Raw genomic sequence first — 21080 nt, forward strand, 5'->3', positions numbered from 1 at the left:
TTCGTTAGGGCGGTATAGGCTGGAGTTAGGTCGTTATGTTGCCCCATTAAGGAGGTATTTCGCTGGGATAGCCTGGATGAAACCTCTATAATGGGAGAGAACTGACAAACAAAAACTTTCAGGTGATCGGGGGTACGATCATGACAGAATGTAATAATTTATTTCGCAAGCGAATCGGCATGGCTGAAGATAAAACGCTCACGATGGATTCGCTCGGTGAATTGCTTGAAAAAACAGGACGGACGTTTCCTTTTGAAAACGCACGGATATTGTCGGGGACAACACTCCCGCTGACAAAAGAAAATCTTGTTACGAAGTTACTGAAGGAACAGGAAGGCGGGGTGTGCTACGAGCTCAATCCGCTGCTGTATTTTTTCCTTGTCGAAAATGACTTTGATGTCCAGCTGGTACGCGGGGAAGTTTTTGTGCAAGCGAAACAGGATTGGACACATCTTGGAAGGACGCACGTTGCCATCATCCTTGAACAAGATGGGGAATCCTGGCTGGTCGATACTGGCTTTGGGGGCAACGTACCACTTCGCCCGGTCCCTCTGACAGGTGAAACAGTTCGTTCTGAGAATGGCCAGTACCGGGTAAAACAGGAAGACACGAAGTATGGAAATTATGTGCTGGAAATGAAGCTCAATCGTAACCAGAGTGACTGGCAGATCGGGTATACTTTTGATACTACCCGGCCGGTGAACGAAGTTGCTGAGCTGAATGAAGTGCAGGACATCATTGAAACGGACGATAACTCCCCGTTTAATAAAAATCCACTGGCCGTCAAGCTTACAGGTCGGGGCAGTAAAACGCTGACTGATTCCTCTTATACACAGTGGATAGATGGGAAACAAGAGAAGAGGGAGATAGACAATACAGAATTTCGAGCACTGGCAAAAGAGCAGTTTGGTCTTGAATTTTAAGTGAAACAAATCCTGATTCCATTCGTATATAGTAGTAGTTCAGGAAAGTGGAGGGATGGGCATGGAGCTGTTTATTTGGATATTACTCAGTGTCTTCCTTGTTGTTACGATAATTATGATCCCTATCCAGGTTCGTTATTTACGAGGAATTAAGGAAGAAATGCACAAGAAAAAACTATCCCAGGATAAGTACTATGATCAGATGAAATTCCAGGAAGAACTGCTGCACATGAATTCACAGGGGAATTTGTTCTTTATGCCGGCAAATTTTATTGCCTGGTTATGGCTGCGTATGAAAAAAGAAATATAAATAACGCTTGGATTGACATCAATCCAAGCGTTTTTGCTGTTTATTCAACTGGAAAACGTTAGGTCCGAAGGTATTTGCGTTAGGTCAGAACATCCAGCTGTTAGGGAAGAAGTTTCCTGCCTAACTCCAAAAGATATGTTTAATCCGGTCTAAGTCTGCAATGAATTCCTGCAGCTCTTCCTGACTCAGGCGAACAAGCAATTGGTCATTCAAAGATAGTACCTGGCCGTCGGAATCTTCCTGATTCGTTATCAGGTAGTGGTAAATGATATCGAACTGATCTTTATTGAGAGAAGATGTAGTAGATAGCTGTTTGACTTGCTGTAAAATAAAGGCGTCACTATCTTGGTCGAACTCGCCGGCTATGATAGCTCCTGAAAAATTCATGCGCTCACTCCTTTAGAAGGTTAGTCTGTCCAGTTTAGAAATGAAAATGTAAACAGGAATTTTTACATTTTTCTAGAAATAGATACAGGGATAAACCATGCAGAAAGCGAGGCAGAAAAAATGACTATGAAAACAACCGATTTATGTGATCAATATCCGGAAAAGGTACGTATCGTCGATCCAGCTTATGCTAGCTTCGGTAAAAAGAAAAGCTTTTTTGGCCCGATTTCAACGGTAAGGGTGAGAGATGATAATGTGCTTGTTCGGAAAGCACTGGAGACGATTCCGGCTGGCAACGTATTAGTTGTCGATGGCATGGCTTCGAAAAACTGCGCACTGTTGGGAGGCAACCTGGCAAAAATCGCCGCAGATCGAGGGTTGGCTGGGATTATCGTCAACGGCTACATAAGAGATCGCCTGGAAGTGTGTGAAGCGGATGTTGGTGTCATGGCTTTAGGCACCATTCCATTGAAAAGTAAGAAAGAAGGCAAGGGTAAGACAGATATCCCTTTAGCGTTTGGGAATACCGAATGGAATCCAGGGGATTATGTGTACGTGGACGAAGACGGAATCATCGTGTCACAAGAACCGTTGGAATTGTGAGGAGGTACGAAAGTGAAAGAATTTGAGGAGTTTTTAGCAAAGATTGATGATCCGGATCATCGCGACCGGACAGAGGAAGTGCTACAGTGGGTATCGGAGAAATTTCCGCAATTAAAACGGGAAGTAAAATGGAATCAGCCGATGTTTACCGATCACGGGACCTTTATTATTGCTTTCAGTGTAGCCAAAAAGCACTTGGCCGTTGCGCCGGAACAGGCTGGGATTGAACAGTTTTCAGATGAAATCAAACAGGCTGGATATGAGCACACGAAACAGTTAGTGCGCATGCCGTGGAATCGTCCGGTTGATTATTCCTTATTGGAGAAAATGATTGCGTTTAATATTAAAGATAAAGAGGGTTATTCCGCTTTTTGGCGGAAATGAGGCTGCTTTCTTCCTGCCTAAAGAAATCCATCTAAGCTTTGCTTGGGTGGATTATTTTTTGTATCCACAATTAGTTTGGGGAGATCAGGGCATTATAAGCTTCTATCAGGAATGGAAGCTTAAAGGCTGGGGACCAGGTGATTTTTTGTTAAACTAATAGAAGATGATTTTGTGAAGTGATGGACTACATATCGGTACGGAGACAGCAGCAGGTAGAAGGAAAGGAGTCTTTCAAAATGGTTGAACAGTTAATGGATATGTTGAAAAAACGGGAAGATGAGATGATTGCCATTCGCCGTCATTTGCATGAAAATCCTGAACTTTCTTTTCAAGAAGAAAAAACAGCCGCCTATATTGCTGATTTTTACCAAGGTAAAGGAGTCGATATCGAGACAGAGGCGGGGAATGGACATGGCATTATCGTCACGATCAAAGGTGGAAAACCAGGTGAAGTGGTGGCGCTTCGGGCGGATTTTGATGCGCTGCCGATTAATGAAGAAGCAGAGGTACCGTTTAAGTCGAAGCGGGAAGGAATCATGCATGCTTGCGGCCATGATGCTCACACGGCTTATCTTTTAGTACTTGCTGATAGTCTGATTCAGCTGAGAGAGCACATTCATGGCACGATCAAAATCATTCACCAGCATGCAGAAGAAGTTCCTCCAGGCGGGGCGAAAAGTATAGTGGAAGCAGGGTATCTGGATGATGTCGATAGCATATTCGGTGTCCATGTTCTGCCGATGGCGCCTGCAGGGACGGTCGGCTACCGCAGCGGCTATACGTTTAACGGGCGGGCTTACTTCAAACTACGCGTACAGGCGAGCGGTGGACATGGGTCCTCCCCACATAAGGCGAATGATGCCATCGTTGCGGGCTCTTATTTTGTGACTGCTGCCCAGACGATTGTGAGCCGCAGGGTAGATCCTCTTCGTACCGGCGTAGTGACGATTGGATCGTTTGATGGGAAAGGGAGTTTTAATGTTATCAAGGATAGCATCGAAATTGAGGGAGATATCCGGTATTCCGATAATGAAACGAGGGATGTCATCAGCAAGGAGATACAGCGGATTGCTAAAGGAATTGAAGAAACCTTTGGTGTGATCTGTGAACTCACATATGAACCAGATTATCCGCCGCTTTACAATGATCCTGAGATGACTGCGTTTGTTGCGGATACCTTAAAAAATATAGACGATGTGGATATTAAAGAAATCAAGGAATTTCCAAGGCTGTCGCCTTCCGAGGATTTTGCTTTTTATCTGGAAAAGATTCCTGGTTCGTATTTCTTTATCGGGTGTACGCCTAAAGGTGTGGAGGAACCGTACTTCAATCATCATCCCAAATTTGAAATTGATGAGGATTGTCTGCTTGTCGCGGCTAAATCTGTCGGTGCTGTGGTGTTCAACTTTCTCGATGCCTCATAAATTTTTTCTTTTAAAAGGAAGCGGCTTTAGCTGGCTGCTTCTTTTTTTGTATGAACGGGGGGATTTGGATGGTCGATCCCCCTTTGCTTGTACAGACAAAAACAAACAACTTGATTGCCGATAACGTTAGTGGAATGGTATAGTTTTCTTTGTGGTTAGACAGGAGGACGTTACATGAAGAACGCAATAATAATTGGAAGCGCTTTTATCGGCGTAATTGTCGGGGCTGGCTTTGCCTCTGGACAAGAAGTTCTGCAATATTTCACCAGCTTCGGTATCATGGGAATTATCGGGGCAATTCTTGCAACCGCTTTATTCGCCTATGCAGGGATGGCGCTCGTATGGATTGGAAGTCGAGTGAAAACCACTTCCCATAAGGAAGTCATTTACCAAATAAGTGGTAAAGTATTAGGGACCATCATTGATTATGTACTTATTTTCACTTTGTTTGGTGTCGGGGTAGTCATGATTGCCGGTGCAGGTTCCAATCTTAATCAACAGTTTGGATTGCCGGTAGTTGCAGGAACCATCCTTATGACCCTGCTTGTATTGATGGCGGGAATGTTAAAGGTTGACCGTGTTGTCAATATCATCGGAGGAATTACGCCTTTCCTCATTTTGTTTGTCTTGCTGATATCCGTTTTCAGTTTTATGACCGCAGATGGATCATTTGCTGAGTTGGACAGCCAGGCTAACGAGTTAACCACAACATTGCCGAACTGGTTCATCTCTGCTATCAACTATGTGTCATTTAACATTGCCGTAGGGGCATCCATGGCGCTGGTCATGGGCGGAGCAGAGACCAACCGTAAGACAGCGGCGCTGGGCGGCCTGTTCGGTGGTCTTGGTATTGGTATTCTCATTATATTAAGTAATCTGGCTATTTTTACGAAAGTGGAGCACGCTGGACAAGCAGACATGCCGATGCTTGCCATCGTCAATGATGTATCACCGGTACTAGGGGTAATCATGTCGATCGTCATTTTTGCCATGATTTTCAATACAGCACTCAGCATGTTCTATTCGTTTGCTGCCAGATTTTCTACTGTTGAAACCAAACAGTTTAAGGTGTTTTTCACTGGTACGATGGTCGTTGGTTTTATTGTCAGCTTCTTCGGGTTTACCAAACTGGTTGCCTACTTCTATCCGCTGATCGGCTATCTAGGGTTGACGCTGATTGCCGTGTTAATTGTTACACCGTTTCAGATGAAGAAGGCCTTTAAGCAAGAAGAAAAAAGCGAGCCCAAGTCCGTGGAGCAGAAACAACGGGCAACGAGTTAATCCAGCAATTTTTCGTTAGGGCGTTATGTTACGGAGTTAGGTCAGAATAGTCCTGCGTTAGGGCAGTATAACCTGGCGTTAGGGCGGTATATACTCCCGTTGGGGCTTGAAAACGTTAGAAAAAAAATCCCTGAGAGCAGCGCTTCGATCAACTGGCTCTCAGGGGTTATGTTTTTTTATAGAAGAGAATTCTTTAAAACATCCTCTCTTTGGCGTTCCTGTCCAATGATCCATTCCTTCGGCTTTTTAGTTGGAGTTTTTTTCGCTTGTTTGTTTTTGATCATGCTGGATGGTAAGCGTCAGCATGATGATGCTAAAGATAGACGAAATCAAGGTACTGCCGATTAGTAGCCAAATGATCGTATTCAATTTATTTTCCAATTGTCACAACTCCCTTGATGTATTGTTACTATTTTTGGCCGATTCCGAAATTTTATTTATCGGAATACGCTATTACTCTCGCTGGTACACACGAATACTATAATTGGTGGGTCAAAACGGAATTCATAACGATGGAGGGAAAAGTATGGACAACCACAGTCGATTGATTTTTTATGGAGCAATCAGTGTCGATGGTTTTCTTGCCCGTGAAAATCATGCCTTGGACTGGCTGATTGGGACAGAGGGCGAGCACGACACCGGGTATGAGGAATTCTACGATTCGATTGATACCATTTTGATGGGAAGGAAAACGTACGACCAAATCCAAGTACTGACGGATGAATTTCCATATCAGGACAAAAAATGCTATGTGTTTTCCCGTTCGACTTTCGGCTCTACGGAACATGTCGAGTTTATCGATGAAGATATTGCTGCGTTCACGAAAGCTTTGAAAAAAGAAGGGGGCAGGCGAATCTGGATTGTTGGCGGAGGCGAGGTGCTTTATCCGTTGTTACAGGAGCGGATGGTGGATGAGTTTATCATCCAGGTTGCCCCTACGATCATCGGCCGGGGAATTCCACTATTCATCCCTGGTGAAACGGAAAATCAATTGAAGCTGCTTGATGTGAAACAGTATAAACAGTTTGCAGAACTACATTATGAATTGGCGTGATTTCACCGTACCCGATTTGGGTGCGGTCTTTTTTAGGCTCTTTTAAAAGTTCGTTTTTGTTTGTGAATTTTCTGATTATGTTATGATGGCTTTAGCACATTTTGGAAGGTGTGATGTCTGATGGCATATAAAATAAAGGATTCAAACTATGCAGCTAATAACTTACAAAACTTATTCATGCAGAGGAGATGTCACATTGAAAACACAAGAACGGAAGCTTCAGTCTGAAACGGAGCGGTTGATATTACGACCACTACAGAATGACGATTACGAAGTGTGGCTGGAGGGATTTCGAAACCGGCTTCCTTCCCAGTATAAGTATGATGGCGATGGTATCGATGTGGACGCTTGGACACAGAGAAAATTCCATGATGTCGTTGCCAGATTTAAACGGTTAGCCGCACGGGATGAGACGTATGTGTTCGGGGTTTTTCGAAAATCGGATCAAAAACATATCGGCAGTGTGGAGTTTTCAACGATTATGAGAGATGAATTTCAGTGGGGGATGCTGGGTTACCGGATCCATAACCAATTCTGGAAGCAAGGTTACGGGAAAGAGGCGGTCGAGGAAGGGCTGACTATTGCCTTTCATCATCTGGAGTTTAATCGGATTGAAGCTCATATTAATGTAGATAACAGCCCATCGATCCGGTTAGCGGAGAGTGCGGGAATGACGTATGAATGCACAAGGAAGCGGTTTATTTATGAAGATAATGCCTGGACGGATAACCTCGTGTATTACATAAATGCCAGATAAGCAGTCATCAGGCGCAATACTTTGAGAATGAATGGCGCTCTGAATCTGGAAGAGTCCGCTGTGAGTGTCCTGATAACCATCAAAGGAACACGGGGCAGAAAATTATGTGGGACAGTCTTTATAGGCTTGACAAGGCCCATTAACATATACAAGGAGATATACGAATGATATTGGAAAACGAGAATGGTTTGCTGCTTAAGCGAATCGACCACTTAGGTGAGCGGGCCTGGAGAAGTGATGCGTGTTATAAAATGATATTTTCTCCGTTTGGCAGGGGCGTATACCAGACGCCCCATGGTGACATCACAATCGATAAGCATGCATTCTTTATCTTTAACCCGATGGATGCTCATAAACAGCTTTTAGCTACAAAGGAAAAATTCCTTATCGAGGTGCAGCCTTCTTTGCTGCAAGCTGCTTCCGAACAATTGGGAATAGGGGAAAGAGAACCTGAATTTTCGTTGATTTCTTATCGTCATCCACTGATTTGGAAGTGGATGGCTTTTGTAAGAGACTTTCTTTCTTTTAACGAGGATTCAGATCCATCGACCAATCAATTTTTCCTTGATAACAGTTTGACTCAGCTTTCTATCATGATGCTTCAATATGGCACAGGTTCTCATCAAGAGGAGTTTCCTAGCTTTAAAAGTCAGATCAATATAACTATAGTGATCGATGCTCTAAAAGAGAGCTACAGTGAAGGCTGGACACTGGATGAAATGGCTGCAGTTGCCAGGCTGAACAAATACCAGCTTGCCCATCTTTTCAAGGAAGAAGTCGGTCTGTCTCCCTTTTCCTGGTTACAACTATATCGTCTGTTCCGTAGTCAACATGATCTTCTACATACCAGGAATTCGATCCTTACCATCGCGCTTCAGCATGGATTTAATAGTGTAGCTTCCTATAATCGCTTATTTAAAAAAGTTTATCGGAAGACCCCTTCTGAATTTCGCCATATTCACGGTTCGAAATAGCAGTGCTCCAGCGCTTACCAGGAGAATAATCAAGCCACTGCCAAGCATGAGTTTTTGTATGGATATAAAAGTTACTAAAAGACCGTAAAGCCCTAAAGAGATGGTGTTAGAAAAGTATAAAAGAACGGCATTGGTACTGAATGCACGCCCTAGCTTTTTTTCAGGAACAAGGGTCTGAAGCAGATAGACTCGTGCTAATCCAGCAATCGGGAGCCCGATTCCAACGATTGCACCTCCAATAAAAAAGTGTGTGATGTCATAGAGTGCGCCATAATAGATAATTCCTGCTCCCCATATACTTGCCCCGATCAGGTAGTGGCGGAGCGTCATTTTTTTTATGAAATACGGCAGGACAATATTCGTTATAATAACAACTCCACCGAAAACTCCTTGCAAGATGCTATAGAGCTCTTCGCTTTTCGCGCTTTGTTCTGCTAACGCGAGCAATAATCCTACTTCCCAGACCCACGTATTGAAGAAAACAGTAATAAACGTAAAGATGAATAAATGTTTGATGGTGGAATGGGCTTTTGCCCAGGAGGCAAATTCCAAGATTGCTTTATATAAAGTTTTCAATGATTTCTTTTCGGAAGGAGCGGTGGTATCTTTCCATTGGAGCCTTGTTATAAAAAGTGCGCTAAACCCGTAGGTCAGAGCGTCTATCGTAAACAAATGGACTGTTCCAAAGGAATTCAATAACCATACGATCAATAGGGGACTTAGGACCGTCACCCCTCTTGTCAATGTGTCATACAAACTGTTAGCACTGGTCCTCTCCTCGTTCTTCGTGATCGAAGGCAGGACAGCGCGATGGGCCGGGTTGAAGAAACAGCCGATACTTTGGATAAGAAAGCTGATGGCTAACAAATACACATAAGTTAATGCATCGAAGTAATACAAAGCTACAATCGACAGGACTAAAGGGGTGCGAGCTAAATCTAAATAGATAAGTAATTTTTTCTTGGGCAGCCAGTCAGCCATCACACCGCCAATCAAGCCAAATAGAAGATACGGCAAGGTTTCTGCCATCGCCATAATGGTAGTATATAAGTTAGATCCTGTTATATCGTAAGCTAAAAACAAAAATGCCATCCCGGATAGGATGTCTCCCAGCCGGGAAACTCCACCCGCTAACAGATAATACCGTATATTTTTGTTCAACCAAATCGTTCGATACATCTAATCACCTCTTGCCTAGATTATAAGCGGGCAGGAGGTGATGGTCTTTTTGATTATTGGCAAAAAACAGACCAATTTTTGCATAAATAGGAAGGTGAATGGCCCCTGTGCACGCTGCATGTAATATTCAACGATTGGAAAATAGCTCTAATGACCGTTAGAGAATAGGAATGCGAAGCTCATGGTCTTAATAACGAGGATAAAGACTATTAGAAGGCAGGAGTTTTTGTGGGGCGGTCTTAAGAGGCTTTATCAAGACCGCGAGCGATCGAAATTTTGAAGTGGGCGGTCTTGATAAGAGGGAAAAGAGTTTAAACAGGAGGCTGGAAATGAAATGTAAGCAGGTAGACGCTTATAATAGTAAGCACTTTACCATTACCCCTATATCCAGGATATTGGAAACACAAGTCAATGCAATGCAAATAGCCTATATGCACCTGGCAAAAAAAGGAGTAATTGGTGGACATGAGGCGACAGTTTCCCAAATGTTGCTGGTGGTAGAAGGTGAGGGATGGGTGAAAGGGGAAGACCGGAATCCTGTGCTTATTAAAAAAGGGCAGCTTGCTATGTGGGAACCAGGCGAGTGGCATGAAACGTACACGGAAGATGGATTGGCTGCCATCAATATTGAGTCTGATCAATTGGAACCATTCAAGGCACTACCTTTATTGTCAGAATGAAGCTTCTACTAAACCAATAGGAGATGCTATTAACAATATTGGGGAAGTGCCGTATTGGAATAAAGGGATTGGAACATTACTCGTTACCTCTATGGTGAACTTCTTAATGGTGCAAAAAAGAGCAGACATGGTAGTGATGGATCCTCAAATCAGAAATTCACGAGCTATTAAATGCTACGAGAAGTGTGGTTTTAAAAAAGTTAAATTACTCCCAAAACATGAGCTTCATGAAGGGGAATATAGAGATTGCTGGTTAATGGAATATCAGAAATGATATAGCATCTAATAGCTATCAAGGATGAGATTGAGTTGGTCAAGGTGTTAGACTAATTATTATCGAAAGGGAGTTAGATAGATGATTAAAGGTTTGTATGAAGCGCATTTGCCAGTGAGTAATATGGAAAAGTCCATTGAATTTTATCGTAAGTTAGGGTTGGATTTAGCTCACCGTGGAGATGCGGTGACATTCTTTTGGATTGAAAAGGGGAAGAGTTGGCTAGGGCTTTGGGAATCCGATAAGGTTGAAACGCCTTACCATCCTTCCCTCCGCCATATAGCCTTCCAAGTGGAATTGGATGATTTGATGAAGGCGAAAGATTGGCTGGAAGAAAGAGGAGCCAAGGTAAAGAATGCCTTCGGTTTTGAGCCGGAACAGCAGCCATTGGTGCTCCCGAATAATCCGCAAACGCACGCTGCTTTATATTTTCATGACCCGGATGGCAATTCGTTAGAGTTTATTACGCCGCTCAAAATAGATGAGGAGATAGACTTTGAAATGATGGAGCTGAAGGAATACAGGAAAAGTCAGAGTAAGTAGATTAGGAGGTTGCATATGTCGATACAGGGGCTCAATCACTTTTTGTTTTCTGTTTCTGATTTAGAAAAATCGATAGCGTTTTATGAAAATGTCTTTGATGCCAAGCTATTGGTAAAAGGCCGAAGTACTGCCTACTTTGATGTCCATGGGATGTGGTTTGCACTCAATGAAGAAACAGGCATCCCTCGCAATGAAATAAAGCAGTCCTACACCCATATTGCCTTTTCAATTGATGAAAGTGATGTGGACAAAATGTATCAGAAGCTAAATGATCTGGATGTTTCTATTTTGTCGGGCAGACCCAGGGATAAAAGGGACAAGCAATCGATTTATTTTGAAGACCCTGATGGTCATAAGTTTGAATTACATACGGGTACGTTACAGGATCGATTGGATTATTATAAACAAGAAAAAGCCTATATGGAGTTTTATGATTAAAACTCCATATAGGCTTTACTGGCCGCCACTGTTGGAGGCAGAGGCGGCTGTTGTGGCTGTTATCCCTGCCAGGGTCGCAGCCTGCTGGGCTTGCAAAATAGTTTCCAAAGTGGTAAATAATCCGGTTTGGATGGTGTTGGCTTCTCGCAGTTTATGGCTTACTAGAATGTTGACCGCTACCTTGACATTCATTTCCTTTTGCCAGCGGAAGGATGCTTCCTGGTCCAGGGCGTCTTTGAATGCCAGGACGTCGTTTAAAGCGTTTATTTCATCTCCGAGGAATGCGAGCAAGCCGGCTTCCGGATAAAGTAACTTTTTAAAACGGATTTCCGACCTTTTTAATGCTTCAGAAGCGCGGATCGTGCGTTCTACAAGTTCGTCTGGCGTATGCTCCTCATCCAGGGCAAGCATATGGCTTAGGAATTGAAGGTGATTCCCCTTCCAAAACCCATTCTCATCGAGTGCCCGGTAGATATACTCGACCTGGTCGATGAGTTTTTCCATTTCTTCTTCCCGTTGAGTCAACAATGCGGCCAGCGGATAATCATCGTTGGAGGTGAGAAATGGATGTTCTTTTTTCATTAACCGATGAATCGAAACCGCCCGTTCCACTTTTTCCACCAAGTCAGCACCCTCCGTGTGATCCTGCATGAACGCAGCAGCAGCCAAGTAGGTATACTGGGAACGGTTAAAACCGCTTCGAATCATAGCGTCATAAACCTCCATCATGTCAGAAAAGGCGCGGAATGGATCATCGAACCGTGTATCCAGCATGGCGGCCACAGAATAGCGAAGCGGGGAGTTCAAATAGGAAAACATGTTGGCTTCTTTTTTAATAGTTTCCGAAAGATTTACATAACGATCGATAGCAAATTCGCGATCACTGGTCACATAGACGGACGCTACCATCATCACAATCTTTTTATCCGTCCATTTCATCTTTTTTCTCAATTGGTTATAAATATCCAGGTATGTAGCTTTCAATGGAGTAAGTTCTTGCGCTAACGTCATACGTGGTCCCCCTTCTAGTGGTTAGGTTTCTATTAATTTATACGGATGAATGTTAAAAACGTTTCTATTTTATATGATAATATTGGTAGAAAAGCAGGTATAGACTAGCATTGGGGGAGACAATGATGGATGAACGTGATTGGCAACTATTAAAAGTCTTATATGAAAAGAAGAATATTACCAGAACAGCTCAGCAATTATATATCTCCCAACCTTCGTTAACGAAACGGATCCAGCAAATTGAAAAGGAATACGATCGGGCCATTATCAGTAGAGGTGCAAAAGGAGTCCAGTTTACGCCGCAGGGGGAATTCCTAGTCACATGTGCCGATGAAATGCTAGGTCGTCTTCGGAAGATAAAAGAGACGGTCCAAAACATGGATGAGGAGGCTAGCGGGACGCTCCGATTAGCGGTTTCCAATTATATAACGAGACATAAGCTGCCGGGGCTGTTAAAACGGTTTCGTGAACAGTTCCCGAAGGTGAATTTTAAAGTTTCCACCGGGTGGAGCCGGGAAGCTTTTGAACAGGTGTATCATCGTAATGCTCATATTGGAATTGTGAGGGGGGATTATCAGTGGGGAGATGCTAAGCAGCTTCTTTTTGAAGAAAATGTCTGTATCGTTTCTAAAGAAGAGATCGACCCTCAAGATCTACCGTACCTGCCCAGAATTCAATATGACACGGACCACACGTTAAAGTCATTGATTGATAATTGGTGGACTCGAACATTTTCTGAAGGTCCGTTGATCGGGATGGAAGTGGACAAAGCAGATACATGCAAAGAAATGGTAGTAAATGGTTTAGGATACGGCATCCTGCCCAGTGTGCTCGTTGAGGAGGATCCTGGTCTTTTTTCTATCCCTTTGCAGGATGATGAAGGAAAACCGATTGTGAGGAAAACCTGGCTGCTCTATCATGAGGAGTCTTTAGAACTGACAGTAGTGAAAGAGTTTATAGAGGTTGTTCGACAATTGGATTTTAAAAACGATATTTGATGAAGCATGGGCTTGCTGCCTGTGCTTTTTTTGTATTCCTTTTTTATATGGCTCTCGATAGCTTTTTTGTATTTTATAAGCGTCCTCAGCCTTTCTATAATGAAACGGAAGAGGGGGCGTGGATGGTGATGGGGTTATCGAAATTGCTGGAAACCAGGATGAAGTTGTATGAAGGAAACGATTTTGATGTGGAGCTTATGAGTCCTGAGGACATGACAGGGTTTAGTTGTATGAACAGAATGAAACGGGCAGTCATTCATATGCACACAGAATGTATGTTGATAAGTGAACCTGTGACAGGCAAATATTTTTGTTTGCCAACTATAGGGGTCAAGGAGTTCCATGACCAATCCGCCGGTAAGTTAGACGTGGGCTTCACAGTAACCTATGAGAATGGCTATCAGATCTTCGTTCAGATTTTTTAGCCGTTTAACGCGTGGGAGGGTGTGAGTCATGGAAATATTCATTCAGATTTTAATAAAAGTTATCTTCCCAGTGTTTATGCTAATTGGACTAGGGGCATTTCTTCATCGGAAATTTTCGTTTGATATGGGTACGCTGTCTAAGTTGAATCATTTTTTGCTTATGCCAGCCGTATGTTTTGCGAATTTATACGAGAGTAATATAGCGGGAGACACGCTCTTTTTTATTGTAACCTTTCTTGCCTTGCAATCTCTTTTTTTAATGGGGATCAGTGCCGGGGTATCGAGAATCTTTAATTTTGAGAAAGGGTTATCCGCCACTTTTAAAAACAGTGTCGTATTAGTGAATTCCGGCAACTTCGGGTTACCTGTGAGTCAATTGGTGTTTCAACACAATCCGTTAGGGTTATCTGTTCAGATTGTCGTCCTGGTTTTTCAAAACCTTCTTACGTATACCTATGGCCTATTCAATTCGGTATCCGTTGGGAGAAAGGGGTCCCAGGCGATTCTGGTATTCCTGAAGACACCCGTGTTTTATGCCTTTTTATCCGGTGTGTTTTTTCAGGCAACGTCAATAAATATTCCGGAATTCATTTGGACTCCAATTGAAAACACGTCCAATGCTTTTTTAGCGATTGCGCTTATTACGTTGGGAGCGCAGAGTGCCTTTATAAAAATCTCACGTCTATCAATACCATTGGTACTGACGCTTGTTGGCAGGTTAGTTATGGCCCCTGGTATTGCCCTGGTTACGATTTTACTATTAGGCTTAGAAGGTACGGTCGCCCAGGCGTTATTTATTGCCAGTTCATTTCCTGTCTCACGGAACAGTTCGCTATTTGCCCTGGAGTATGGGAACCATCCCGATTACGCTGCTCAGGCTGTTTTATTAACTACGTTGTGCAGCATCATCACAGTTACTGCCGTGGTATCGTTATCAAACGTAATATTTTTATAGGATAATACAGGTGCCTGAGTCCCTTTAGTATAGCGGAGCTCAGGCACCTGTTTTTAATGGTCTCTTTAAATAGTGATAAAAAAATCGTACAATAAAAAGGTTAGTCGCGCAGGAGGGGAGGCGAACATACATGGATGTAACTGAGAAAAAAATAATTAATCCAGCCTCCGGGGCCATCGTTATGGCTTTGGGTATTTTTTTACATGGGGTCATGAGTCATTTTTTGAGCCAATCAGCAGAACGATGGTTCGCTTTAACTTTTTTGTTCCTGGCTATCGTTATCTACTCCAAATTAGTTCAGCAGTTTTTTCAAAAAGACTTTCTTACTCCTTTTTTAAATAATCCGGTGAATTCTTTTGTGATAGGTTCCTGGATTGCCGGTTTTTCGGTATTGGGAATTGTGCTGGAAAACTATACGCCATTGCTTCATTCATTGGCGGTGGGCGTGGCCGTGATCAACTCATGCTTGTGGGTGTTTTTTATTTATGTAAGCATGAAGAATTTCAAGCGATTGTGGCAGCGGCCAACATTCCATGCGACTCATGGTGTCGTCCTGTTGTCTGCTGTGGCAGCACAATCACTCGTCGTTTTATGGGAAAAAATGTTTCCTGGCCTGCCTGATTTGGTAAGTTTATCTGCGTTTGGGCTGGGTGTCTTTTTTTATGCCAACGGACTTATGTTAATTTTGAAGCGCTATTTGTCAACAGATTGGTCGCTCATTGAAGACTGGACGAATACGAACTGTATCATTCATGGTGGCCTTTCGATTACAGGCCTTGCTATGATTACAACGAATTTGCTGGATGGTTTATTGCTTTATTATTATTGGTTAGTGGTACTGATCGTCTTTTGCTTGGTGGAGGGTGTGGAAGTTTTACGTGCCATCAAACGAATCCAGCAAAAAGGCTGGAAAGAAGGGATCTTTACCTACCATATCAGTCAGTGGTCACGTAATTTCACATTTGGGATGTTTTTTGCTTTTACAATGGCGATGCGTAAAAACAGCTATGATGGAAATCTACTACATGAATTCCATCACTTCTTCTTGCCTGTATTGGCATTGATGGTCTTGCTTGCGCTTTTGATTGAGGTCACGTTATGGGCTTGTGAGGTTTTAGTAGGTAATAGATTTACTTCATGAAGTGTTCACGAGTTAGGTTAGTTAAAAGCTGGAAGGGGTGAAATCATGGATAGAGTTAGTTTGTTTGCAGGAATAGGTTTAATATCCGTCAGTGCTACATTATTTACAATGGAACGATTTATAGCCGCTTTCTTATATGCCGGTGAAAGTGTCCCTGTAAAATTGAGTGGTTCCGGTTCTTTTCCTTCGGAGCCAGCGATGCCAGGACTTTTTGATAATATATTAGTTGGATGGCTATTTATCTTGGGACTGGTTTTTATCTTATTTTCACTACGGGGATACCTTTATAATGACCTTAAGCGCCACTGAAAATAGCCGGGACGGTCTTTAGAGGGCGGATAAGGTACATAAGAATCGATGAAACTGGAATAGACAGTCCTAATAAGTGGTTTAAAGACCGCAAGAAGGAGGATGGCCAGGTGGGACGTTCATAAAGCCAGCTAAAGCACCCCAGGTCCTCCAGATAATGGGAATTTTTAAAGGGAAAGGGAATGGGTATAGTTGTTACATAGTTATTTTAATTGGGGGATTGGTTATGAAGATATACACCATTGGACATTCCGACCATGACGAAGAGCAATTCCTGGACATGCTTGGTGTTGCTGATATCGAATTCGTAGCTGATATCCGGGCATTCCCGGCCAGTCGAAAGTATCCTCAGTTCAATGAGGAAAAGTTGAAGAACTGGCTTGAGAAAGCTGGGATAAACTATCGGCATTTTCCGCTTCTCGGCGGCAGAAGGAGCAGATCCGGGGAAATTGGCGAGAATCTGAATGCGGGCTGGGACAACCGCTCGTTCCATAATTATGCTGATTATACATTGACGGAGGACTTTCAAAAGGGCCTCGAAGCACTTAAGGCCGAGGCAAAAGATGCCAACGTGGTTTACATGTGCTCGGAGCGACACCCGGCGCGATGCCATCGTCTGCTGATCAGCAACTGGCTGCAGGCGAATGGCTGGGGGGTTTATCATATCATTAATGGTTCGAAAGGGCGCCCGGAGCTTGTTGGTCATGAGCTGGGAAAATGGGGTGCGGTGCCCGTGATAGAAGCGGACGGGACGGTCGTTTATCCGGTGTTGGATGAGTAGTTGGGAGGATTCGATTGTTACCTTTTTTCAAAAATTTTTATCAAGGAAGATGCAGCAATGAGAACAGAAAAAGAGAAGATGCTGGCGGGAGAAATGTATGATCCTGCTGACCCGGTACTGGCAAAAGATCGTGAAGAAGCAAGGCGCAAGGTGAGATTATACAATCAAACCTTGGAAACGGAAGGGGAAAAACGGGCGAAGATGTTGAAGGATTTGCTTGGTTCTTCCGGGGAGAATGCGTTTATGGAACCGACGATTCGGTTTGATTACGGCTATAACACCCATGTTGGTGATAATTTTTTTGCTAATTTTGACTGTACGATTCTTGATGTTTGTGAAGTGCGGTTCGGCGATAATTGTATGCTGGCGCCGGGCGTTCAGATCTATACAGCTACTCATCCGCTCGATGCGACGGAGCGTAATTCCGGGAAAGAATATGCGAAGCCGATTACGTTTGGAGACAATGTCTGGATTGGCGGCAGCGCGATCATTAATCCGGGGGTAACGGTCGGGGACAATGCCGTGATCGCTTCTGGTGCCGTGGTGACAAAAGATGTTCCCGCTAATGTGGTGGTCGGCGGCAATCCGGCCAAGGTAATTAAACAGATTTAATCAGAGCCTGAACATCCAGGCTCTTTTTTATTGTAGCGTGATTGTGCTTAGGGCGGTATGTTATCGAGTTAAGGAGGTATAGGTGCCAGTTTGGGCAGTATGTTACTGCGTTAGGGAGGTATCTACCTGAGTTAAGTAAGTATATATCAGCGTTAAGTAAGAATAACCCTCTATTAAAAAAGTGCCTGCTCCCAAAAGGAAAGCAGGCATGTTTTAGGTCAAGAAGTATTCCTGTTGTAAGCGGGCGTGCGGTATTTTTTCATTAAATGTCTTCTGCCGAGCACATTGATGGTGATTACCCCTAACAAGGCGACGGCACCACCGATCAGCGACAACACAGATGGAAGTTCATTCAGCCAGACCCATCCGAAAAAGACAGCGACCGCGGGCTCGAGATACATCATGCTTGTCACCGAGCTGGCATTGCCGAGCGACAGGGCGGTCGACCAGGTGACGTATGCGACGCCCGCCGGGAAAATACCGACATAAATGGCAGCGAGGTTCGCTTCCATGCTTGCCTGCTGGACAGTATCAAACAGACCAGGACTGAAGATGAAAAAGGGAATGGTACCGGACCAGGTGACGTAAGCGGTCAGCTCAATCGGTTTGTAGCGGCGGAAGAACGGTTTTTGGAAAACGAAAAAAATGGACGTTGCGATCGTCGCCATTACTAATAGCATTGCCCCAGAAGACAGGGTGAAGCTCGATCCGGAAGAGCCGACCGTGATTAGCAGGATGCCGACAAATCCGATGCCGAGGCCGATCCAGCCGAAGGTGCCGAGCTTTTCTTTTAACGCGATGACGGCAATGATCGCTGTGAAAATTGGCGCGGCTCCGATCAGCATGCCGGCGGTTCCGGACGAGACGGTGATTTCACCAAATGTAACACCGGTGTGATAGATACTTATGCCGACAAATCCAAGGGCCAAAAGCGGGAGAACATCTTTTTTAACCGGCAGCTTAAACTTCACGCCTGGCCACAGGGCGTAAATCGCGAACAGGGCGGATGCGATCAGGTAACGGAACAGCACCAGGTGTCCCGCGGTATAGCCGCCGTGGAGGCTCGCGCGGATCGCGGCAAATGTCGAACCCCAGATCAGTACCGTAATAAATGCCAGTGTAAATGCCTGTTTGTTCATTCACAGCAACCTCCTTTTCAAGCACCGAATGATTCCTTTTTTGCTTCCTTGTTCGGGGAAGCAGAGATCTTTTTTGTAAAATAACTGTGCAGCGCCATGCCAGTGATGATGATGAAAAGTCCCGCCAGGGCGATGCCACTAGGGAGCGGGGCTGACAGCAGCCAGGCTTCTCCGAGCAGAACAAATAATACCTGTGTGGACTGGGTCGCTTCGACGGCAGCAAGCTTTCCTTGATTTTTTCTCGCCCGGTCCGTTGCAATGAAAAATAATGTCGTTGCGATAACACCGGAGCTGATCGCGACAATGAACGTCTGCAGCAGCTGGTCATTGGACGGGGCGCCAGCAGTGACCCAACCGGCAGCCGCGATGAGCAGCCAGAACGGAAGGCTTGCGAGGGTCATGCCGAGCACCCGTTGAAAGGTATCGAGCCTTCCGCCGCACACCTCCATCATTTTCCGGTTTCCGAGCGGGTACGCAAACGCTGCGACCACGACCGGCAGCACGCCGATCAGCATTTCATAAATCGTCAGCTCGCCTGCTTTTTGCACCTGGATTAATGCCACTCCAAAAAGAATCAACAGGGAAAACGTCAGGGCCCTCACTTCCAGCTTGTTCCGTACTTTGACTGGTCCTTCGGCGGTCTCGACTGTTTTGTGAAAAAGCGGGCCAAGCAGCGCTCCGGCAACAATCGTCATTTGCCAGGTACCGGCGACAAGCCAGCCGGGCCCGTAGGCTGCCGCGTAGGTTAGCGGAGCATAAAATAAAACAAATCCGACAAAACTCCAAGTGATCCAAGGAAAAGGATTACGTCTTAATTCGGCAATCACTTGCCGGCCATTCTTCCTAACGAGTACAATAAGAATTAAAAACGGTACCATAAAAAGAAAACGCAGCGATGAACTCCATAACCAGCTGCCGCCCGACAACTCCATGGAGCGGTTCAAGATGAAGGTCACCGCAAAGAAAACAGACGCCAAAATCCCAATAAGAATTTCTTTCATATCATCCCCGCTTTTTCAATTTGTAAAGTATACTATTTATCCTATAAACTATATTATACATATATTCCTAGTGCCTGCCTAGGAAATTCAGGAAGGAGAAATCCAGTGGACGAGTACCAGAAAGAAGTGGAAAAGTTAGCGAAGCAAGTAGGTTCCACCCTAAGAAACATCCGAAAAGAAAAAGGAATCAGCCTTCAGCAGCTTAGTGAACAGACGGGGGTTAGTGCGCTGACGCTAGGGAACATCGAGCGAGGCGAGGCTAACCCGTCGCTTGCTGTGATTTGGAAGATAGCGAATGGCTTAAGGATTCCGATCTCGATGCTTTTGAATGAACAGCAGGAAGTGAAAATATCCCCGAACCATGAAGGGAATCGGGTTCTCAGTGACGACGAAGCCATCCGGCTCGAGCCAATGTTTGATACATCGGGCTATGGCTCGATGGAAATTCACCGCGCCTTTTTGAAAGGGAATGAGACGTACGCCCCCGGTGCCCACCAGCCAGGCGTGGTTGAGTATGTGACCGTGATGGAAGGGGAAGTGCAGGTGAAAGTCGACGATGAGGTCTACCACTTGTATGAGTATGACTCGATCAAGTTCAAAGGCGACAGGGAGCACGCCTACATCAATCCGACCGACCAGGTCGCAGTCCTGCATTTTGTCATGACCTATGCCGATGGCCGGCGGTGAGTTATTTGATGGTTAGCGGACAGGATCGAGGACGACAAGCAGAAATCTGTCCGCAAAGTGTGGTGAACAGGACAGGATCGGACGAAAAGACGAAAAAGTTGTCCGCAAAGCATGGGGAACAGGACAGGATCGGACGAAAAGACGAAAAAGTTGTCCGCAAAGCGTGGGGAAGCGGACAGAATCAGGCGAAAAGACGAAAAAGTTGTCCTCAAAGCATGGGGAAGCGGACAGGATCGGGAAGTAAAAGCAATAAGCTGTCCGCTTAGAAGGTGAACCACGACAAGAAGACCAAAGCAGTTTTATAACCATTATTATAGGAGGGAGAATCTTTATGGATCAGTTTATGAAGCGAGCAGTTGACTTAGCTGTAAACAACGTACGCGAAGGCGGTCAGCCTTTTGGCGCGGTACTGGTTAAAAATAATCAAGTTGTAGCTGAAGGGGTTAATGAACTGCATCAAGCTTATGATGTCAGTGGGCATGCGGAGCTGCTTGCCATCCGCCGGGCGCAGGAAGAACTGAAGACGCATGATCTGTCTGGATTTACGATGTATGCCAGTGGCGAGCCGTGCCCGATGTGCTTGACCGCGATGTATTTTGCAGGTATCGAAGATGTTTATTATGCTGCGTCCGTGGATAAGGCGGTAGAAGCGGGGTTAGGTAAGTCGAAGCAAGTGTATGACGATTTGCAAAAACAGAAAGAAGAGCGCTCGCTTGTGATGAAGCACGTGCCGTTGGAAGAGGGACAGGAAGATCCGATGAAACTCTGGAAAGAACAATAAAATAGGTTATCGGGAGATCTTCTTCCTTA

At 44.6% G+C, this 21080-nt stretch carries 28 protein-coding genes and 1 pseudogene; 23 read left to right on the forward strand and 6 right to left on the reverse strand.

Annotated features, from left to right (window positions below; translation table 11 throughout):
- The first annotated feature begins 140 nt into the window (after positions 1 to 140).
- Together B9Y67_RS13875 and B9Y67_RS13880 are read left to right on the forward strand one after the other, a co-directional pair.
- Positions 141 to 923, forward strand: a complete 783-nt coding sequence (locus B9Y67_RS13875; RefSeq protein ID WP_085507392.1) for an arylamine N-acetyltransferase family protein — start codon at positions 141 to 143, stop codon at positions 921 to 923.
- A 61-nt stretch (positions 924 to 984) separates the two neighbouring features.
- Complete coding sequence (locus B9Y67_RS13880; RefSeq protein WP_176224005.1) at positions 985 to 1233, forward strand: DUF3949 domain-containing protein; 249 nt, start codon at positions 985 to 987, stop codon at positions 1231 to 1233.
- A 120-nt stretch (positions 1234 to 1353) separates the two neighbouring features.
- Here B9Y67_RS13880 and B9Y67_RS13885 read toward each other — a convergent pair whose 3' ends face one another.
- Positions 1354 to 1620, reverse strand: a complete 267-nt coding sequence (locus B9Y67_RS13885) for a hypothetical protein (RefSeq protein ID WP_085507395.1) — start codon at positions 1618 to 1620, stop codon at positions 1354 to 1356.
- 120 nt (positions 1621 to 1740) lie between these two features.
- Between B9Y67_RS13885 and rraA the strand changes: the two genes are divergently transcribed.
- The 4 genes from rraA to B9Y67_RS13905 all read left to right on the forward strand — a co-directional run bounded on the left by rraA (position 1741) and on the right by B9Y67_RS13905 (position 5312).
- On the forward strand, positions 1741 to 2223 hold the full coding sequence (gene rraA / locus B9Y67_RS13890; protein WP_254901810.1) for a ribonuclease E activity regulator RraA: 483 nt from the start codon (positions 1741 to 1743) through the stop codon (positions 2221 to 2223).
- A 12-nt stretch (positions 2224 to 2235) separates the two neighbouring features.
- Positions 2236 to 2607, forward strand: a complete 372-nt coding sequence (locus B9Y67_RS13895) for an iron chaperone (RefSeq protein WP_085507397.1) — start codon at positions 2236 to 2238, stop codon at positions 2605 to 2607.
- A gap of 236 nt (positions 2608 to 2843) precedes the next feature.
- Positions 2844 to 4031 (forward strand): amidohydrolase, encoded by a 1188-nt coding sequence (locus tag B9Y67_RS13900; protein ID WP_085507400.1) that lies wholly within the window; start codon positions 2844 to 2846, stop codon positions 4029 to 4031.
- A 174-nt stretch (positions 4032 to 4205) separates the two neighbouring features.
- Entirely contained in the window at positions 4206 to 5312 is a 1107-nt protein-coding gene (locus B9Y67_RS13905) for a YkvI family membrane protein (RefSeq protein ID WP_085507401.1), read from the forward strand.
- 246 nt (positions 5313 to 5558) lie between these two features.
- Here the strand turns inward: B9Y67_RS13905 and B9Y67_RS21045 are convergent, their stop codons facing one another.
- Positions 5559 to 5693, reverse strand: coding sequence for a hypothetical protein (locus B9Y67_RS21045; protein ID WP_254901811.1), 135 nt, complete (start codon positions 5691 to 5693; stop codon positions 5559 to 5561).
- Positions 5694 to 5838: 145 nt separating this feature from the next.
- Between B9Y67_RS21045 and B9Y67_RS13910 the strand changes: the two genes are divergently transcribed.
- The 3 genes from B9Y67_RS13910 (at position 5839) to B9Y67_RS13920 (ending at position 8097) form a co-directional block, all read left to right on the forward strand.
- On the forward strand, positions 5839 to 6366 hold the full coding sequence (locus B9Y67_RS13910) for a dihydrofolate reductase family protein (protein WP_085507404.1): 528 nt from the start codon (positions 5839 to 5841) through the stop codon (positions 6364 to 6366).
- Between the two features lie 196 nt (positions 6367 to 6562).
- Positions 6563 to 7123, forward strand: coding sequence for a GNAT family N-acetyltransferase (locus B9Y67_RS13915; RefSeq protein WP_254901812.1), 561 nt, complete (start codon positions 6563 to 6565; stop codon positions 7121 to 7123).
- Between the two features lie 164 nt (positions 7124 to 7287).
- A complete protein-coding gene (locus B9Y67_RS13920) occupies positions 7288 to 8097 on the forward strand; it encodes a helix-turn-helix transcriptional regulator (protein ID WP_085507408.1) in 810 nt (269 codons plus the stop codon).
- Here the strand turns inward: B9Y67_RS13920 and B9Y67_RS13925 are convergent.
- Positions 8035 to 9276: an MFS transporter gene (locus B9Y67_RS13925; protein ID WP_085507410.1), complete on the reverse strand. Its 1242-nt coding sequence runs from the start codon at positions 9274 to 9276 to the stop codon at positions 8035 to 8037. The two genes, B9Y67_RS13920 and B9Y67_RS13925, sit on opposite strands and share 63 nt — an antisense overlap.
- Before the next feature lie 329 nt (positions 9277 to 9605).
- Between B9Y67_RS13925 and B9Y67_RS13930 the strand changes: the two genes are divergently transcribed.
- The 4 genes and pseudogenes from B9Y67_RS13930 (at position 9606) to fosM (ending at position 11211) form a co-directional block, all read left to right on the forward strand.
- Entirely contained in the window at positions 9606 to 9956 is a 351-nt protein-coding gene (locus tag B9Y67_RS13930; protein ID WP_085507412.1) for a cupin domain-containing protein, read from the forward strand.
- 37 nt (positions 9957 to 9993) lie between these two features.
- Positions 9994 to 10230 (forward strand): annotated as a pseudogene (locus B9Y67_RS20470) (GNAT family N-acetyltransferase); the annotation flags it as partial.
- Positions 10231 to 10311: 81 nt separating this feature from the next.
- On the forward strand, positions 10312 to 10773 hold the full coding sequence (locus tag B9Y67_RS13940; RefSeq protein ID WP_085507416.1) for a VOC family protein: 462 nt from the start codon (positions 10312 to 10314) through the stop codon (positions 10771 to 10773).
- Positions 10774 to 10788: 15 nt separating this feature from the next.
- Positions 10789 to 11211 (forward strand): FosM family fosfomycin resistance protein, encoded by a 423-nt coding sequence (fosM, locus tag B9Y67_RS13945; RefSeq protein ID WP_085507418.1) that lies wholly within the window; start codon positions 10789 to 10791, stop codon positions 11209 to 11211.
- 15 nt (positions 11212 to 11226) lie between these two features.
- On the opposite strand, the gene B9Y67_RS13950 is transcribed toward fosM, so the two are convergent.
- Positions 11227 to 12222, reverse strand: coding sequence for a DUF4003 family protein (locus B9Y67_RS13950; RefSeq protein ID WP_085507421.1), 996 nt, complete (start codon positions 12220 to 12222; stop codon positions 11227 to 11229).
- Positions 12223 to 12347: 125 nt separating this feature from the next.
- Here B9Y67_RS13950 and B9Y67_RS13955 point away from each other — a divergent pair, with 125 nt between their 5' ends.
- The 7 genes from B9Y67_RS13955 (at position 12348) to B9Y67_RS13985 (ending at position 17443) form a co-directional block, all read left to right on the forward strand.
- Positions 12348 to 13220, forward strand: coding sequence for a LysR family transcriptional regulator (locus tag B9Y67_RS13955; protein WP_085507423.1), 873 nt, complete (start codon positions 12348 to 12350; stop codon positions 13218 to 13220).
- Positions 13217 to 13645, forward strand: a complete 429-nt coding sequence (locus B9Y67_RS13960; RefSeq protein ID WP_176224006.1) for a hypothetical protein — start codon at positions 13217 to 13219, stop codon at positions 13643 to 13645. The genes B9Y67_RS13955 and B9Y67_RS13960 overlap by 4 nt, the downstream gene beginning before the upstream one ends.
- 28 nt (positions 13646 to 13673) lie before the next feature.
- On the forward strand, positions 13674 to 14600 hold the full coding sequence (locus B9Y67_RS13965; protein ID WP_085507428.1) for an AEC family transporter: 927 nt from the start codon (positions 13674 to 13676) through the stop codon (positions 14598 to 14600).
- Positions 14601 to 14730: 130 nt separating this feature from the next.
- A complete protein-coding gene (locus tag B9Y67_RS13970) occupies positions 14731 to 15741 on the forward strand; it encodes a TDT family transporter (protein WP_085507430.1) in 1011 nt (336 codons plus the stop codon).
- 45 nt (positions 15742 to 15786) lie between these two features.
- On the forward strand, positions 15787 to 16050 hold the full coding sequence (locus B9Y67_RS13975) for a hypothetical protein (RefSeq protein WP_085507432.1): 264 nt from the start codon (positions 15787 to 15789) through the stop codon (positions 16048 to 16050).
- 226 nt (positions 16051 to 16276) lie between these two features.
- Positions 16277 to 16831 carry a DUF488 domain-containing protein gene (locus B9Y67_RS13980; RefSeq protein ID WP_085507435.1) on the forward strand — a complete coding sequence of 185 codons (555 nt, stop codon included), beginning with the start codon at positions 16277 to 16279 and terminating at the stop codon, positions 16829 to 16831.
- A 57-nt stretch (positions 16832 to 16888) separates the two neighbouring features.
- Complete coding sequence (locus B9Y67_RS13985) at positions 16889 to 17443, forward strand: sugar O-acetyltransferase (protein WP_085509194.1); 555 nt, start codon at positions 16889 to 16891, stop codon at positions 17441 to 17443.
- A gap of 218 nt (positions 17444 to 17661) precedes the next feature.
- Here the strand turns inward: B9Y67_RS13985 and B9Y67_RS13990 are convergent, their stop codons facing one another.
- Positions 17662 to 18582 carry a DMT family transporter gene (locus tag B9Y67_RS13990; protein ID WP_085507437.1) on the reverse strand — a complete coding sequence of 307 codons (921 nt, stop codon included), beginning with the start codon at positions 18580 to 18582 and terminating at the stop codon, positions 17662 to 17664.
- A gap of 17 nt (positions 18583 to 18599) precedes the next feature.
- A complete protein-coding gene (locus B9Y67_RS13995) occupies positions 18600 to 19583 on the reverse strand; it encodes a DMT family transporter (RefSeq protein ID WP_085507439.1) in 984 nt (327 codons plus the stop codon).
- A 105-nt stretch (positions 19584 to 19688) separates the two neighbouring features.
- Here B9Y67_RS13995 and B9Y67_RS14000 point away from each other — a divergent pair, with 105 nt between their 5' ends.
- The 3 genes from B9Y67_RS14000 to B9Y67_RS14010 all read left to right on the forward strand — a co-directional run bounded on the left by B9Y67_RS14000 (position 19689) and on the right by B9Y67_RS14010 (position 21051).
- Positions 19689 to 20270 (forward strand): helix-turn-helix domain-containing protein, encoded by a 582-nt coding sequence (locus B9Y67_RS14000; RefSeq protein WP_085507441.1) that lies wholly within the window; start codon positions 19689 to 19691, stop codon positions 20268 to 20270.
- Positions 20271 to 20278: 8 nt separating this feature from the next.
- Positions 20279 to 20536, forward strand: a complete 258-nt coding sequence (locus B9Y67_RS14005; RefSeq protein ID WP_085507443.1) for a hypothetical protein — start codon at positions 20279 to 20281, stop codon at positions 20534 to 20536.
- A 65-nt stretch (positions 20537 to 20601) separates the two neighbouring features.
- Positions 20602 to 21051 (forward strand): nucleoside deaminase, encoded by a 450-nt coding sequence (locus B9Y67_RS14010; protein ID WP_085507444.1) that lies wholly within the window; start codon positions 20602 to 20604, stop codon positions 21049 to 21051.
- Positions 21052 to 21080: the final 29 nt, after the last annotated feature.

It is taken from the genome of Thalassobacillus devorans, from assembly GCF_900176565.1.
Classification (GTDB): domain Bacteria; phylum Bacillota; class Bacilli; order Bacillales; family Halobacillaceae; genus Thalassobacillus; species Thalassobacillus devorans_A.

What these genes read in the sequence shown, in the direction of transcription:
- fosM (WP_085507418.1), top strand. Translation starts at nt 10,789, where the DNA reads ATGTCGATACAGGGGCTCAATCACTTTTTGTTTTCTGTTTCTGATTTA.
- B9Y67_RS14010 (WP_085507444.1), top strand. Translation starts at nt 20,602, where the DNA reads ATGGATCAGTTTATGAAGCGAGCAGTTGACTTAGCTGTAAACAACGTA.
- B9Y67_RS13900 (WP_085507400.1), top strand. Translation starts at nt 2,844, where the DNA reads ATGGTTGAACAGTTAATGGATATGTTGAAAAAACGGGAAGATGAGATG.
- B9Y67_RS13875 (WP_085507392.1), top strand. Translation starts at nt 141, where the DNA reads ATGACAGAATGTAATAATTTATTTCGCAAGCGAATCGGCATGGCTGAA.
- B9Y67_RS13930 (WP_085507412.1), top strand. Translation starts at nt 9,606, where the DNA reads ATGAAATGTAAGCAGGTAGACGCTTATAATAGTAAGCACTTTACCATT.
- B9Y67_RS13990 (WP_085507437.1), bottom strand. Translation starts at nt 18,582, where the DNA reads ATGAACAAACAGGCATTTACACTGGCATTTATTACGGTACTGATCTGG.
- B9Y67_RS13905 (WP_085507401.1), top strand. Translation starts at nt 4,206, where the DNA reads ATGAAGAACGCAATAATAATTGGAAGCGCTTTTATCGGCGTAATTGTC.
- B9Y67_RS13965 (WP_085507428.1), top strand. Translation starts at nt 13,674, where the DNA reads ATGGAAATATTCATTCAGATTTTAATAAAAGTTATCTTCCCAGTGTTT.
- B9Y67_RS13995 (WP_085507439.1), bottom strand. Translation starts at nt 19,583, where the DNA reads ATGAAAGAAATTCTTATTGGGATTTTGGCGTCTGTTTTCTTTGCGGTG.
- B9Y67_RS13925 (WP_085507410.1), bottom strand. Translation starts at nt 9,276, where the DNA reads ATGTATCGAACGATTTGGTTGAACAAAAATATACGGTATTATCTGTTA.
- B9Y67_RS13885 (WP_085507395.1), bottom strand. Translation starts at nt 1,620, where the DNA reads ATGAATTTTTCAGGAGCTATCATAGCCGGCGAGTTCGACCAAGATAGT.
- B9Y67_RS14005 (WP_085507443.1), top strand. Translation starts at nt 20,279, where the DNA reads ATGGTTAGCGGACAGGATCGAGGACGACAAGCAGAAATCTGTCCGCAA.
- B9Y67_RS13950 (WP_085507421.1), bottom strand. Translation starts at nt 12,222, where the DNA reads ATGACGTTAGCGCAAGAACTTACTCCATTGAAAGCTACATACCTGGAT.
- B9Y67_RS13940 (WP_085507416.1), top strand. Translation starts at nt 10,312, where the DNA reads ATGATTAAAGGTTTGTATGAAGCGCATTTGCCAGTGAGTAATATGGAA.
- B9Y67_RS13910 (WP_085507404.1), top strand. Translation starts at nt 5,839, where the DNA reads ATGGACAACCACAGTCGATTGATTTTTTATGGAGCAATCAGTGTCGAT.
- B9Y67_RS13980 (WP_085507435.1), top strand. Translation starts at nt 16,277, where the DNA reads ATGAAGATATACACCATTGGACATTCCGACCATGACGAAGAGCAATTC.
- B9Y67_RS13985 (WP_085509194.1), top strand. Translation starts at nt 16,889, where the DNA reads ATGAGAACAGAAAAAGAGAAGATGCTGGCGGGAGAAATGTATGATCCT.
- B9Y67_RS13920 (WP_085507408.1), top strand. Translation starts at nt 7,288, where the DNA reads ATGATATTGGAAAACGAGAATGGTTTGCTGCTTAAGCGAATCGACCAC.
- B9Y67_RS13975 (WP_085507432.1), top strand. Translation starts at nt 15,787, where the DNA reads ATGGATAGAGTTAGTTTGTTTGCAGGAATAGGTTTAATATCCGTCAGT.
- rraA (WP_254901810.1), top strand. Translation starts at nt 1,741, where the DNA reads ATGACTATGAAAACAACCGATTTATGTGATCAATATCCGGAAAAGGTA.
- B9Y67_RS13955 (WP_085507423.1), top strand. Translation starts at nt 12,348, where the DNA reads ATGGATGAACGTGATTGGCAACTATTAAAAGTCTTATATGAAAAGAAG.
- B9Y67_RS13880 (WP_176224005.1), top strand. Translation starts at nt 985, where the DNA reads ATGGAGCTGTTTATTTGGATATTACTCAGTGTCTTCCTTGTTGTTACG.
- B9Y67_RS13970 (WP_085507430.1), top strand. Translation starts at nt 14,731, where the DNA reads ATGGATGTAACTGAGAAAAAAATAATTAATCCAGCCTCCGGGGCCATC.